The sequence below is a fragment of the Wolbachia endosymbiont of Zygogramma bicolorata genome (genome assembly GCF_051130665.1).
Classification (GTDB): Bacteria; Pseudomonadota; Alphaproteobacteria; order Rickettsiales; family Anaplasmataceae; genus Wolbachia.
This window is the reverse complement of record NZ_CP149530.1, coordinates 749,406-763,014: the sequence shown is the minus strand read 5'-3', so window position 1 is coordinate 763,014 and position 13,609 is coordinate 749,406. Positions and strand designations below refer to the sequence as shown.

The following is a 13,609-nucleotide window of genomic DNA, read 5'->3' as shown; positions in this document are numbered from 1 at the left end:
CTTTTGCACCTTATAATATAATTACCAATAATGTAGGGCAGCGCCGGGTGCACAGCTATACGAACATTCATTTTTGAAGGTAAATTGCACAGCAAATGGTGTAATTCCAGTCTGGAATCCAGCCTTTTCATAATCATTAAAACGTTGTATTTTAACATAAAACGGCTACTTTTATACTTAATAAAATTCCTGGATCCCAGTGTCTGGGCACTGGGATGACATCCTTCCTAGTGAAGATTGCTCTCAAATCGCAATGTTCGTACAGTTGTGTGTCTGGGCACTGGATGCGTTTGAAGCAACTTATAAGATTTTTGACTATATATCATCAAGTATAGCGTGATTAACTTCGACTTTATACTTTGATTCCAGATAGCTAATTAATTGCTCTTTTAGCGATATCATCACACGTTTTCCGGTGTCAAGCGTGTTTAATTTACCATTTGATGAATGCATTTCTTTTAGAACACCTATTATAATTTCATTATTGTATTGAATAGGGTCTGTCACTGAACCAGTTGTTTTCATATTGAAAATCTCTTCTACAAAAGAAAAGGGGTAGTTTTGTTGATCCACTTCATTGCGTTGCATCTGCTGACCTTTAACTAATTCCACACCTTGAATTTCTTCCAAATCTGTTTTTTCTCTTAGTTGAACTGCAACCTCTTGCCCAATTTTAAACATTCTTTCTTTTATAAACTCACTACACCAAAGCTCTACCGCTAATGCCCTGCCTTCTTCAAAACTTTGCAATTTTGGTGGAACGATATCAATGATTTTTACACTAACAACAGCGTCCCCAACGCCCTTGAAATAACCTTTCTGATCCTTTTCTCGCGAAAAAATGAAAGAAATCAAATCACTAGAATCTCCTACGTTATTACCGCTTTGATCTTTTCCACTCGCATCTACTGGACCAATAGTTTGTATAGGTAAATTATATTCACTCAATATTTCTTCAATTTCTGAACCATTGTATATCTTATAGTTCACTTGGTTTATGAAATCATTGACTCTTTCAAAAGACTTTTGGTTAGTTAGAACTGACTTTATGTCTTTTTTTAAATCAACTAAGTCTTCATCAGAGATTTGATGCGCACTTTCCACTTTTATTATATGCCAACCAAAACTGCTTGCTAAAACTTCACTTACTTCACCTACTTTGAGAGCAAATACCTTTTCCCTCACGTCTTCTGGTAAAAAATCCTTAGTTATATTATTTACTCTAGTTTCCTCAAGTTTTGCTTTGCCAAACTCTCCTACTATCTGTTCAAAGCTTGTTTTACCCTCCTCAAATGCTCTTCTTGCTGTCTCAGCTTCTTCTTTGGTAGAAAATATTACATTGAATACATCTCTTTGATCTTTTAGTTCCTGTTGTTCTATTATACCATCAACTTCTTCATCTGAGATCTTGATTTGATCTTCAAAATACTTTTGGCCTAGGGAAATATATTGCGCAGTTCGATACTCAGGATAATAAAAATGGGATTTATTTCTTTCATACAAATCAAGTAATGCTTGATCATCTGGTTCAGGAATGTTTGTAACTGCATCTTCAGTTATTTTAACAATATCAACCACTCTAGTTTGGTAGCGACTTTTGTATATCTGCTCATCAACTCTCTCGCCAAAAGTTACCGGATAATTATCTTTAAATAACGAAGTCATGAACATCATTGCAGGCAGAACTTTCTCTAGCTTTGCTATATACTCTTTCTCTGTCATATGCAGGTCATTTAGCATTTCATGGAATTTATTTTTGTCAAATTCGCCTTTATCATTTTGAAAGTATTTGGTATTTTTAATATGGTTTTTTATAGACTCTTCTCCAACTGTCAACCCCAGCTCACTAATTAGGTTAAACAATAGTTTTTGCTCTATAAGTGCGTTAAGCAAATCATATTTCAGCTTTTTTACTTGTTCTCTACTCGCATCAGATCCAGAAATTTGCTTTTCATAATTTTGATATAGTGATTTATACTCATCTGACGTTATAACTTCTTTTCCAACCCTAGCTACCTCTTCTTTTTCATCATCACCTGATAAAAGGTTGCCAATTCCCATGAAGACTAATAAGCAAGCTAAAAGGACAACGGTTACTTTAGTGAAAAAATTTTTAACATTCATTTTAAACTCAGTTAATTAATGGTTAATTATAGAATAGTGATAATTTAATTCTTGTAAACCTGTTGCTTTATTAGCCAATATATATAATATTACAATATATTAACTTAAAATTTAACTCTTTTCTTAAATAGAAACATATGTTTGACTGAGTTATACTATACCTTAAGAAGGGAAAATATTTTTTTGAATCGTTTGAAATATGCTTAAACGTAAGCGCATTTAATTAACTTAAGAGGTGGGAAGTGACAAACAAAAAGTCATTGAATGACAAAATTAATGCTTTTTTAGTTTTAATAGCTTATATTTTAGCTCTGTATAACAGTAAGGGATACTTTAAATGGGAGATGCTTTTTTGATGTCAATGGAATCTTCTAAGGGCAATAACGATAGAAATAAACAGTTTCTAATGCAAATAGCTGCTTGGTTAGTAGACAACACTGGTTTAACTTTTAATCAAATAGCACAATGCTGTAGGTTGGCCCTTGAAGAAGTACAAGACATAGCTGATGAGGAAATAGAAGTTGAAAAATATAACCCTATTATCTCTGGGGTAATTACTGAAAAAGAAATCGATGATTGCAAAAAAAATTCAAACCGTGTACCAAATTTGATTATAAAAAATATAAAAAAAAGGAGTAAAGCGATTGGTAGCATTCTTGGCTTTGCCTCTACGGCAAGGCGTAGAGATAAACCTGATGCGATTTATTATTTAGTAAAAAAATTTCCTATCTTGGACAATAACGTTATAGCTAAATTAATTAGTACAACAAATTACACAGTTGAGCAAGTAAGAGATGGATCTCATCATAACATGCAAAATATAAAACCCCAAGATCCTGTACTACTTGGCTTATGTAGTCAAGAAAATTTAGAAGCAGAAGTGGAAAAAGCAAAAGTAGAAGAAGAGAAGCAAGAAAGGTTAAAAAATATAAAGAATAGCTATTGAAAATCCTCAAATTTTTGTGCTTTGTTAACATTAAATTAACTTGACTTGCTAGTGTTTATTAGTATAATGTAAGTAAAGTACGGGGTTTAATAATAATTAAGCTTAATACGCACTAAAACTAGCTCAGCCTAATTTATTATCTTATAGTCACATTTTAGGTTAGTAAGCATCAATTAAAATTTTTGGAGGATTATGACAACAATCAATGAAGATGTTTTGGCAAAAGGAAAGGTTACAGCTCAACCTGAAAAAAGTGAGCAAATTCACAATAACGATACAGTAAAACAGATGGTCAATGAAGGTACTGAGAAAAACAGAAAAACATTAGATCTGAGCGAATTAAAAGAGAAAACAGCAGAAGAATTGTTAGAGTTAGCTGAAGAAAGAAAAATTTCAACTAACGGTAAAAGCAATGGTAGAATGCTAAAGCAGGAAATGATATTCAGCTTAATGAAGAAAATGAGCGAAGAAGGAGGCATAACCACAGGGAGTGGAATAGTGGAAATATTGCCTGATGGTTTTGGTTTCTTACGTTCAGCAAGTGCAAATTATGCCCCAAGTACCGATGATGTTTATATTTCTAACGGGCAAATAAAGAAGTTTAATTTACGTACAGGAGATATGGCATGTGGAGAAATAAGGCCACCTGGTGATAAAGAAAGATATTTTACTTTAACTAAGGTTCAAAGTATAAACTCTACTGAAGTCAGTGAATTAAGAAAGTACGTCCATTTTGATAATTTGCTTCCTCTTTATCCTGAGGAAAGCATAGTACTTGAGTGTAATAGTGGTGATGATAAAAAAGGCTTAAGCATGCGTGCTATAGATATAGTAGCTCCTCTTGGAAAAGGGCAAAGAGCGTTAGTAGTTGCTCCACCTCGCACAGGAAAAACTGTATTGCTTCAGCAAATGGCTAACTCTATAGCTATAAATCACCCTGAAATAGAATTAATAGTGTTACTTATAGATGAAAGACCTGAAGAAGTAACAGATATGATACGTTCTGTAAAAGGTGAGGTAGTGAGTTCTACGTTTGATGAGCCTGCTTACCGTCACGTACAGCTTGCTGAAATAGTAATAGAAAAAGCTAAAAGAATGGTTGAGCATAAAAAAGATGTGGTAATCCTACTTGACAATATTACTAGACTTGCACGTGCTTATAACGCTGTTATTCCTTCGTCTGGGAAAGTTCTAACTGGTGGTGTGGATTCAAATGCACTGCAGAGACCCAAGCGTTTTTTTGGAGCGGCTCGTAATATTGCAAATGGTGGTTCTTTGACAATCATCGCTACAGCTCTTATAGACACTGGTTCAAAAATGGATGAGGTTATTTTTGAAGAGTTTAAAGGTACAGGAAACGCTGAGATTATACTTGATAGAAAACTTTCTGATAAACGTATATTTCCAGCTATTGACATTACAAAATCCGGAACAAGGAAGGAAGAGCTATTAGTTGATAAGGCTATACTAAATAAAATATGGGTGTTGCGTAGAATACTCAATCCTATGGGATCTGTTGAAGCAATGGAATTTTTACGTGACAAACTACTTTTAACAAAGAGCAATGCTGACTTTTTTAACTCCATGAATCACTAAAAGTAAGCCAGTTATGATGGATATGCTGAGCAAAAAGTAAAACGCTTTTATAGTTAAAATAATTGTATCCGTTCAGGCAATGGCGAACTTAGGGAGCGTTAAATAAACTATACGCGTCAAGTTAAGAAGCAAAGGTAAGAAAATTCAATGAACTTAAGGTGGATACTCTAGTCTTTCTATATCTGTCTTTCACAGAAAATTGTGACCAGTTTGTGGTAAGTTTTTTCAGGAAAATTCTCAAATTATTAATTTTGCTGCTTAACGCTAAAAACAAGTAACCGTTCACGGATTGTGAGAATGAATAAAGAACTAAGCAGTCGTAACTTTTGGAAGGGATTTTGTAACCGTTCACAGAGATAAGGTGGTTTACAAAGTAAGTATAAAAGTGTAAAGAGATAGGAAGCTAAATATGGAATGGGTAAATGACAACAGTGCTGCAAGAAAAGGTTGTAGCAGAAAACGCTAATCTCAAGGAAGAAATAAAAGCACTGATCAGAGAAAATGATAGCTTGAAAGCAAAAATAGTTGAATTAGAAGACAAATTGGGCTTAAATTCGCAAAATTCATCGCTGCCACCATCACGAGATATATATCGTAAGAAAGCAAAAAAGAAAAGTGATAAAAAACCAGGAGGTCAGCCAGGACATAAGGTGCATAAGCGTGAATTAATGGCTGCAGACGAGGTAGTGAGATGCACAATTGATACAATTTGTATGTGTGGAGGTAAGATTACTTTAGAAGATGAAATTATTCATCAGAAGGCAGAGTTGCCAGAAATTAAGCCAATTGTAACTGAGTACAGGTTGCAAAGAGGACATTGTAGAGTATGTAATAAAAGAATTACAGCAAATTTACCCGAAGGTGTTGCAAGAGATTTTCTAGGACCCAATGCTAAAACAGTTATAAGCAGCCTTAGCGGCTTTTTTATTAACTCAAAAAGAGAGGTACAGCAAATTTTGGGCAGTATTTTTAATCTAAATATAAGCCTTGGTTTAGTCTCAAATACTGAACGCAGGGTATCGAAGAAGTGTGCATCTGAATATGAGAAAATGAAGGAAGAGTTGCAAGGAAGCGAGTATTTGCATATAGACGAAACAGGGCACAGAAATCAAGGAAAGAGAGGCTGGAGTTGGGTAATAACAAACAAAGCGTTGACACTTCTGAAGGTAAGCGAGTCTCGTGGTAAGAAGGTGTTGAAGAGTTTACTGCCAGAATATGATGGTATATTTGTGAGCGATAGATACGCTGTATACAATTACTTCAATCGTGAAAATAGACAGATATGTTGGGCACATCTGGCAAGAGATTTTGAGAGATTTGCCCATAGTAAAAATGTTGAAGTGAGCAAAATTGGCCAAGCACTAAAATCGCTCAGCAATAAGGTGTTTGTAGTAGATAAGGCAAAAAAACAAAATTTGATAGATAATTTGAGATTTTATCGACTGGTGGGAAAAATTCGGAAAAGGGTAAAACATTTTTTACGTAAAATGACGAGGGTTGCAAATAGCACTCAAGCTTCAAGAATGGCCGCTAAGATGTTACGATCTGAGGATATGATGTGGAAGTTTTTAAGAAAACCTGAAGTGATAGAAACAACTAATAACCTTGCAGAACGGCAAATTAGACGGCTATCGTAAAAACAGCTTTTTCACCTGGTCAGAACGTGGAGAAAGATTCGTGGAAAGAATGTTGTCGATATTTTTGACATCACGTCTAAATGGCCAGAACCCCTTTCAAAAGCTACAGAATCTAGTAGCTGTCACTGCTTAGTTCTTTAATTCATTCTCACAATCCGTGAACGGTTACGGGATTTTGGCCATTGAGACGTGATGTCAAAAATATCGACAACATTCTTTCCACGAATCTTTCTCCACGTTCTGACCAGGTGAAAAAGCTGTTTTTACGATAGCCGTCTAATTTGCCGTTCTGCAAGGTTGTTGATTGACTTCAGGCTTTCGTAAAAACTTCCACACCATATCCTCGGCCTTAACATCTTAATGGCCATTCTCAAACCATTTACAAGCCTCGTCATTTCATGAAAAAACCCTTCTTTCGCATTAGTTGTGTAGCATCTTTTAATATTAACAAGGCCTATAATAGTGCAGCACTGCCTTACGTATTGCCAATCCAAATTCTACTTGCTGTAAAATAACACAATCTGCTACATCGCTGCTAATCTCAATCCCTCTATTTATTGGCCCTGGGTGCATAACAATCGCATCTGGTTTTGCGTATGATAGCTTTTGTGAATCAAGTCCATACAAATGAAAATATTCTTTCTCTGAAGGAACAAAACAACTATTATTCATGCGCTCTTTCTGCAGTCTTAAAAGCATGATTACATCAGCATCCTTTATACCTTCAATTAATGAATAATGGACTGAATCTACTTCAGGAAAATGCTTACAAATCAAAGTTGGTGGTGCGACCAAGCTTATCTCTGCTCCAAACATTTTTAGCAACCTTATATTTGACCTTGCAACTCTGCTGTGCAGAATATCTCCACATATCACAACTTTGAGATCCTTTATTTGCTTTTTATGACTGCTGATTACAAGATAATCTGCAAGAGCTTGAGTTGGGTGTTCACTGCTTCCATCGCCTGCGTTGATTAGCGAGCAGCTAACATTCTTAGCCAGCATATTAACAATACCGCTATTTTTTTGCCTGATTATTATATAGTCAGGATTCATTGCATTTAATGTTTTGATCATGTCTTTTAGATCTTCTCCCTTGTTAATAGAAGAAGATCTTATTGGCAAAGTTACAACATTTGCTCCAAGGCTTTTTGCTGCTATTTCAAAAGACGCAAGTGTACGCGTTGAATCTTCAAAGAATAAATTTATTACTGTCTTATTTTCCAAGATATGACTATTTGCAGCTTCTTTTTTAAGGTACTGGTTAGCCAACTTAGTTATATTTCCTACATCATCGACTGTAAGGTCTGAGATGTTTAACAAATTCCTTCTCTTGTGCATAGTTTCCTTTTCAACTACTTGAACCTATTCTACTTTCTTATTATTGTTTTTCAATAGACCTCTTGTGCAGCAATTGTTTTGGTGAAAGAACAGAAAAAGATAGTAAAGTCAAAATTAAGTTAGAAGGAAGAAAAAGTTCAGCGAGTCAAGAGTAAGGTACATTAGCATAAATCTTTCATCCCAGTGTTCAGTTGCACTGGGGATTACTTCCACTTACACTCATCCGCTATCATAACAGCCTCAAAAAGATGCTTCTCAAGTTCACTTAGAGGTAAATCACTTTGTGGATAATTTCCCCAAGACTTTAGTATATCGGAAGTTTCAACGCCTTCAATAACAGGGTATTCTTGGTTTTTTTTAGCGTATAGCTCTTGAGCCTGCTTGCTTACTAAAAATTCCAATAAGACTATAGCATTTTCCCTGTTTTTTGCGTTTTTTGTTACTGCTGCACCACTGATGTTTACCATTACGCCGTGATCATTGCGATTAGGAAAAAAAGCCCCTAGCTTGTCTATAACATTCTTTTTATTTTCTGATGAAAGAATTCTTGCAAAGTAATAACTATTTACTATTGCAACATCTCCTTCACCAGCAGCTACAGCATAAATTTGGTCAGTATCACCACCACTTGGTTTTCTTGCCATATTACTCACAATTCCACTTACCCATTCTTTCGTCTTTTCAAAACCATTATTTGCAATCATAAAAGCAATCAATGACCGGTTATATGGACTTGTAGAAGAACGCACTAATATTTTTCCTTTCCATTTTTCATTTGCTAAATCTTCATAAGTACTTAAGTTTTTAGGATTTACTGACTCTTTATTATAAACCAATATTCTGGTTCTTTTTGTAAGGCCAAACCAATAATCTTCACTATCTCTAAATTTTGCAGGTATAACACTTTTTAAAATCTCTGAATCCACTTGAGATAAAAGCCCTCTTTTTTTTGCCAAAATCAGGTTCACTGCATCTGCAGTTAAAAGTAAGTCAGCTTCACCGCCATTTTCCATGCGTGAAAGTAGCTGAGAATAATCATCAATGATGTAACGTACTTTAATGCCTGTATTTTTTGTAAATTCATCAAATAAAGTACGTACTAATTCTTCTTTGCGCGATGAATAGACATTCACTACTTGTGAATTGTCAGTTCCGCTGTTTTTATACAAAAAAGTAATGACTATTAATACAACTGCTATTAAGGATGTGAATATAAAGGCTTTTTTCATATTGGATAAAAAATAACTTCTTTCAGTTAAAGATACTCAAATAGCGCAATCTTAGCAAGTGTAAAATTCGTTAGATGTAGCTAATATAATTTGGATTTACCGAAGTCAATGTATGAAATAATCGAAATTGTCATTCCAGCGCGTGACGCTAGGCCATAAAACCTACTTGACAAACTTCGCCAGCCCCCTTATCATGAAACTGAAGGTATTCAGTTATCTTCATCTGTGCAGATTAAACAGCAAAAAAACAACGTAGTTGGCGTCTTATTTTTAATTTTTTGCACTATGTGCACCTTATGTCTTCACAACATTTCTAGGTTTTTACCTACACAAGCTGAAACGCGCTTATAAAGCGTTTAAGACAGTATAGTACGCCAATTTGCAGGATTAGGGAGTGACAACTAGCTAACACGGGATTTCTTTTGCCTTTTTTTCTGCTTAGTAAATTTCGTAACCGTTCACGGATTGTGAGAATGAATTAAAGAACTAAGCAGTGACAGCTACTAGATTCTGTAGCTTTTGAAAGGGGTTCTGGCCATTGAGACGTGATGTCAAAAATATCGACAACATTCTTTCCACGAATCTTTCTCCACGTTCTGACCAGGTGAAAAAGCTGTTTTTACGATAAATTACGTACCGTCTAATTTGCCGTTCTGCAAGGTTATTAGTTGTTTCTATCACTTCAGGTTTTCTTAAAAACTTCCACATCATATCCTCAGATCGTAACATCTTAGCGGCCATTCTTGAAGCTTGAGTGCTATTTGCAACCCTCGTCATTTTACGTAAAAAATGTTTTACCCTTTTCCGAATTTTTCGCACCAGTCGATAAAATCTCAAATTATCTATCAAATTTTGTTTTTTTGCCTTATCTACTACAAACACCTTATTGCTGAGCGATTTTAGTGCTTGGCCAATTTTGCTCACTTCAACATTTTTACTATGGGCAAATCTCTCAAAATCTCTTGCCAGATGTGCCCAACATATCTGTCTATTTTCACGATTGAAGTAATTGTATACAGCGTATCTATCGCTCACAAATATACCATCATATTCTGGCAGTAAACTCTTCAACACCTTCTTACCACGAGACTCGCTTACCTTCAGAAGTGTCAACGCTTTGTTTGTTATTACCCAACTCCAGCCTCTCTTTCCTTGATTTCTGTGCCCTGTTTCGTCTATATGCAAATACTCGCTTCCTTGCAACTCTTCCTTCATTTTCTCATATTCAGATGCACACTTCTTCGATACCCTGCGTTCAGTATTTGAGACTAAACCAAGGCTTATATTTAGATTAAAAATACTGCCCAAAATTTGCTGTACCTCTCTTTTTGAGTTAATAAAAAAGCCGCTAAGGCTGCTTATAACTGTTTTAGCATTGGGTCCTAGAAAATCTCTTGCAACACCTTCGGGTAAATTTGCTGTAATTCTTTTATTACATACTCTACAATGTCCTCTTTGCAACCTGTACTCAGTTACAATTGGCTTAATTTCTGGCAACTCTGCCTTCTGATGAATAATTTCATCTTCTAAAGTAATCTTACCTCCACACATACAAATTGTATCAATTGTGCATCTCACTACCTCGTCTGCAGCCATTAATTCACGCTTATGCACCTTATGTCCTGGCTGACCTCCTGGTTTTTTATCACTTTTCTTTTTTGCTTTCTTACGATATATATCTCGTGATGGTGGCAGCGATGAATTTTGCGAATTTAAGCCCAATTTGTCTTCTAATTCAACTATTTTTGCTTTCAAGCTATCATTTTCTCTGATCAGTGCTTTTATTTCTTCCTTGAGATTAGCGTTTTCTGCTACAACCTTTTCTTGCAGCACTGTTGTCATTTACCCATTCCATATTTAGCTTCCTATCTCTTTACACTTTTATACTTACTTTGTAAACCACCTTATCTCCGTGAACGGTTACATTCTCCAGAGCATGAAGAAGTCAGTGCATCCTCTGCTTCACCTGCTACAGAAGGTCCGGAAACTAGTGTTAATCCAGATCCTTTATCAACCTAATCAACCCCATATATATGTTTTTTTTGTACCCATGCTTTACGTTTTGGGGTGGAAAGAAAGCACCATTCTTCGTTGCATTTTTCTATTTTCATTACAACGAACTTGTCTATTTTCATAGTAATCTTGCTGTCTACACTCTGTTTTTGATATCCATAAGTATCTTCTTTTATCATTGCGTGGTGCTTATCACTAAGCAGATTGCCTTTTATCCATCCGCAGTCTTCATCTATATCGCAGACCTTTTTCCAACTCTCAAACTCTTCTATCACTTTCAGGGGCAGATTTTTGCAAGTGTATATCCATTTTACAGGATAGTGAAACCCTGGCCCCGTTCTCATGTTGATTTTATTTGATTTGGTTGAAACAAAGTTATTAGCAAACAAGCTATGGCTAAATAATAAAAACAATAGGATAATAGTACTGAACCAAGATCCCAGTGTCACGCACTGGGATGACGTGAGGGATAGTGTAACAGACTTATTCATCATAATTCACGATTAGATTGACATAAGATAAAGAGTAAATTAAAAATTGAATAGATCTTTAAATGCAAAATCAATGCCTATAGAAATATTAATGCCTGCTCTTTCACCGACAATGAGCAAAACTGGAGGAAAAATTGTAAAGTGGCATAAAAAAGAACAAGACAAAGTTGAAGTAGGCGACGTAATTGCTGAGATAGAGACTGATAAAGCCATAATGGAGTTTGAATCTATAGATGAAGGAGTTTTAGCAAAAATTTTAGTAACAGAAGGAACAAGTGGCGTGCCTGTAAATCAACCAATAGCTTTAATGCTGGAAGAAGGAGAAGATGAAAGTGCACTTAACAACTATACTTCAACTTCCATCAATAGTGCAGTTAAAAAGGAAGTGACAAAAAGTGCTGTTGATAATCAAAAATCAGAACACCAAGATTTAAACGGAAAGCCAACAAGTCATTCTTCGGTGTCATTCCAGCGCGTGACCAGAAGAAAAGAAGCATGGATCCCAGTGTCAGCTACTCAGATGACAGAGGGTTATGTAGAAGGTAGAATAAAAATAAGCCCATTAGCTAAGAAAATAGCTCAAAATGAAGGGGTTAATGTGCAGCAATTAAAAGGTACAGGACCATATGGTCGCATAATTAAGGCTGATGTGTTGGAGTCTTTAGGTAGTGGTACACGCATTGAAAGTCGTGAAAGGCCCGAGGAAGATACCATGGTTGAAGTAAGCAATATGCGCCAAGTGATAGCACAGCGCTTAACTGAATCCAAACAGAATGTTCCACATTTTTATTTAACTGTAGACTGCCAGGTTGATAAGTTAATATCGTTAAAAAACGAGATTAGCTCAGCAGATGAAAATAACAAAGTAACAATTAATGACCTAATCATAAAAGCTGCAGCTTTCAGCATGAAAAAATTTCCTGATATAAATTCTTCGTGGATAGATAATAAAATACTTAAATACTCGAATGTAGACATTTCAATCGCTGTGGCACTTGAAGATGGGCTAATTACTCCTATAGTAAAAAATGCTGATAAAAAGGGTATTTTATCTATATCAAAAGAAGTGAAAGATTTAGTAAGCAGAGCAAGATCTGGAAAATTAAGGCCAGAAGAATTTCAAGGAGGTGGGTTTACTATTTCCAATTTAGGAATGTTTGGTATAAAAGCCTTCAGTGCTATAATCAATCCGCCGCAATCTTGCATTATGGCAGTTGGTGCATCCAAAAAACAACCAATTGTTATGAATGAGAAAATAGAGATAGCAGAAATAATGACAGTAACACTTTCTGTTGACCATAGAGCAGTTGATGGAGCATTAGGAGCAAAATTTTTAAATGCCTTTAAGCATTATATAGAGAGTCCTCTGGCGATGCTTATTTGAAACCTATTAGCATCGTTATTACAAAATTAATACCTCTAAGTTTATAATTCTACTAGTTAATAGGCTTAGAGGTAAAAAAATGAATACTACAGTAGAAAAAAATAATCCAAAAATTTTTCCTAAAAATGAAGGAAAGATTAACTCAAAAGGCATGGTTGCCCCACCGGTACCACCAAGAGCACCAGAGACCAAGTTATCGTCGCAGAATGAGTTAGAAAAAATAGTAAAGCTTAAGAAAGTTGCTCCACCTGTTCCTCCGAAATCTTCCCAAGCTAAATTTGCTGGAATAAAAGCGATTTTTGAGCGAAATGCATCTCATTCCCAAGCAAATGATAGTAATAAAACAGTAAGTAGCAATCTTGGAAGAACATTTGGCCCAACAATGCAAAAACTCATGAAAGACAATATTCATGTAAGCGTTAGCACTTCTAACAAACAACGCCGTGATTCAGGGGATAGTGGTATCAGTGATGTTAGTAGCAGTACTCTTGATAAAAAAGCTAAAGCTTACAATCCACTTGATTGGAATCCAATCTATCAAGGTAAAAAGCGCTTTAGCTTAGACAATATGTCGAGTAATTCGTCTTCATGTAGTGAAAAAAGCAATATTTCAGATATAAGCGATAAGTCTAATAATTCAAACATTGTCAGATGTAATATTACTAGGAGTAACAGTAAGGAAGACCTTCGTAAACCTGATGCTTCACATAATGACAAATCTGCAGGTAAAAAATTATCTAATGTCAACGTAAGCGAATTAATCAGAAAGTTTGAACAAGGTAATAACATAGTAAAGGGGCGTTAATCAAATATTACCCTATCTTTGTATATGCAAAGGTAGGGTATCT

At 35.3% G+C, this 13,609-nt stretch carries 12 protein-coding genes and 2 pseudogenes; 6 read left to right on the top strand and 8 right to left on the bottom strand.

Translation table 11 applies throughout. From position 1 onward, the window contains the following. Positions 1 to 315 precede the first annotated feature (315 nt). A pseudogene (locus WKH12_RS03590) lies at positions 316 to 2,127 on the bottom strand (SurA N-terminal domain-containing protein); the annotation flags it as partial. Positions 2,128 to 2,461: 334 nt separating this feature from the next. On the opposite strand from WKH12_RS03590, the gene WKH12_RS03585 reads away from it, so the two are divergent. Further along, on the top strand, positions 2,462 to 3,070 hold the full coding sequence (locus WKH12_RS03585) for a cell cycle transcriptional regulator TrcR (protein WP_064124724.1): 609 nt from the start codon (positions 2,462 to 2,464) through the stop codon (positions 3,068 to 3,070). Positions 3,071 to 3,262: 192 nt separating this feature from the next. Further along, a complete protein-coding gene (gene rho, locus WKH12_RS03580) occupies positions 3,263 to 4,666 on the top strand; it encodes a transcription termination factor Rho (protein ID WP_434732027.1) in 1,404 nt (467 codons plus the stop codon). A gap of 121 nt (positions 4,667 to 4,787) precedes the next feature. Here rho and WKH12_RS03575 read toward each other — a convergent pair. Then, positions 4,788 to 4,940 (bottom strand): annotated as a pseudogene (locus tag WKH12_RS03575) (IS4 family transposase); the annotation flags it as partial. A 148-nt stretch (positions 4,941 to 5,088) separates the two neighbouring features. Between WKH12_RS03575 and tnpC (WKH12_RS03570) the strand changes: the two are divergent. Both tnpC (WKH12_RS03570) and WKH12_RS03565 read left to right on the top strand, forming a co-directional pair. Then, positions 5,089 to 6,303 (top strand): IS66 family transposase, encoded by a 1,215-nt coding sequence (gene tnpC, locus WKH12_RS03570; protein WP_434732026.1) that lies wholly within the window; start codon positions 5,089 to 5,091, stop codon positions 6,301 to 6,303. Continuing rightward, positions 6,272 to 6,436: a hypothetical protein gene (locus WKH12_RS03565; RefSeq protein ID WP_434732025.1), complete on the top strand. Its 165-nt coding sequence runs from the start codon at positions 6,272 to 6,274 to the stop codon at positions 6,434 to 6,436. The genes tnpC (WKH12_RS03570) and WKH12_RS03565 overlap by 32 nt, the downstream gene beginning before the upstream one ends. Before the next feature lie 15 nt (positions 6,437 to 6,451). Here WKH12_RS03565 and WKH12_RS03560 read toward each other — a convergent pair whose 3' ends face one another. From WKH12_RS03560 to WKH12_RS03535, 6 genes are all read right to left on the bottom strand, one after another. Continuing rightward, positions 6,452 to 6,598, bottom strand: coding sequence for a hypothetical protein (locus WKH12_RS03560; RefSeq protein ID WP_434732024.1), 147 nt, complete (start codon positions 6,596 to 6,598; stop codon positions 6,452 to 6,454). Then, positions 6,567 to 6,698 carry a hypothetical protein gene (locus tag WKH12_RS03555; RefSeq protein ID WP_255317428.1) on the bottom strand — a complete coding sequence of 44 codons (132 nt, stop codon included), beginning with the start codon at positions 6,696 to 6,698 and terminating at the stop codon, positions 6,567 to 6,569. The genes WKH12_RS03560 and WKH12_RS03555 overlap by 32 nt, the downstream gene beginning before the upstream one ends. A 49-nt stretch (positions 6,699 to 6,747) precedes the next feature. Continuing rightward, positions 6,748 to 7,644, bottom strand: a complete 897-nt coding sequence (locus WKH12_RS03550) for an aspartate carbamoyltransferase catalytic subunit (RefSeq protein WP_434732023.1) — start codon at positions 7,642 to 7,644, stop codon at positions 6,748 to 6,750. A 203-nt stretch (positions 7,645 to 7,847) separates the two neighbouring features. Further along, a complete protein-coding gene (locus WKH12_RS03545; RefSeq protein WP_353270294.1) occupies positions 7,848 to 8,873 on the bottom strand; it encodes an extracellular solute-binding protein in 1,026 nt (341 codons plus the stop codon). Between the two features lie 486 nt (positions 8,874 to 9,359). Beyond that, positions 9,360 to 10,715 carry an IS66 family transposase gene (gene tnpC, locus WKH12_RS03540; RefSeq protein WP_434732010.1) on the bottom strand — a complete coding sequence of 452 codons (1,356 nt, stop codon included), beginning with the start codon at positions 10,713 to 10,715 and terminating at the stop codon, positions 9,360 to 9,362. A gap of 173 nt (positions 10,716 to 10,888) precedes the next feature. Beyond that, on the bottom strand, positions 10,889 to 11,377 hold the full coding sequence (locus tag WKH12_RS03535) for an SH3 domain-containing protein (protein ID WP_265017449.1): 489 nt from the start codon (positions 11,375 to 11,377) through the stop codon (positions 10,889 to 10,891). Between the two features lie 73 nt (positions 11,378 to 11,450). On the opposite strand from WKH12_RS03535, the gene WKH12_RS03530 reads away from it, so the two are divergent. Together WKH12_RS03530 and WKH12_RS03525 are read left to right on the top strand one after the other, a co-directional pair. Continuing rightward, the gene (locus tag WKH12_RS03530; RefSeq protein ID WP_264736417.1) at positions 11,451 to 12,761 is read left to right on the top strand and encodes a pyruvate dehydrogenase complex dihydrolipoamide acetyltransferase; all 1,311 of its coding nucleotides are present in this window, start codon (positions 11,451 to 11,453) and stop codon (positions 12,759 to 12,761) included. Positions 12,762 to 12,840: 79 nt separating this feature from the next. Continuing rightward, complete coding sequence (locus tag WKH12_RS03525; RefSeq protein ID WP_434732022.1) at positions 12,841 to 13,566, top strand: hypothetical protein; 726 nt, start codon at positions 12,841 to 12,843, stop codon at positions 13,564 to 13,566. Positions 13,567 to 13,609: the final 43 nt, after the last annotated feature.

Bases quoted from the DNA above. Each gene is read 5' to 3' on its own strand.
- WKH12_RS03585 (WP_064124724.1), top strand. From the start codon at position 2,462: ATGGGAGATGCTTTTTTGATGTCAATGGAATCTTCTAAGGGCAATAAC.
- rho (WP_434732027.1), top strand. From the start codon at position 3,263: ATGACAACAATCAATGAAGATGTTTTGGCAAAAGGAAAGGTTACAGCT.
- tnpC (WP_434732026.1), top strand. From the start codon at position 5,089: ATGACAACAGTGCTGCAAGAAAAGGTTGTAGCAGAAAACGCTAATCTC.
- WKH12_RS03555 (WP_255317428.1), bottom strand. From the start codon at position 6,698: ATGACGAGGCTTGTAAATGGTTTGAGAATGGCCATTAAGATGTTAAGG.
- WKH12_RS03550 (WP_434732023.1), bottom strand. From the start codon at position 7,644: ATGCACAAGAGAAGGAATTTGTTAAACATCTCAGACCTTACAGTCGAT.
- WKH12_RS03545 (WP_353270294.1), bottom strand. From the start codon at position 8,873: ATGAAAAAAGCCTTTATATTCACATCCTTAATAGCAGTTGTATTAATA.
- tnpC (WP_434732010.1), bottom strand. From the start codon at position 10,715: ATGACAACAGTGCTGCAAGAAAAGGTTGTAGCAGAAAACGCTAATCTC.
- WKH12_RS03535 (WP_265017449.1), bottom strand. From the start codon at position 11,377: ATGAATAAGTCTGTTACACTATCCCTCACGTCATCCCAGTGCGTGACA.
- WKH12_RS03530 (WP_264736417.1), top strand. From the start codon at position 11,451: ATGCCTATAGAAATATTAATGCCTGCTCTTTCACCGACAATGAGCAAA.
- WKH12_RS03525 (WP_434732022.1), top strand. From the start codon at position 12,841: ATGAATACTACAGTAGAAAAAAATAATCCAAAAATTTTTCCTAAAAAT.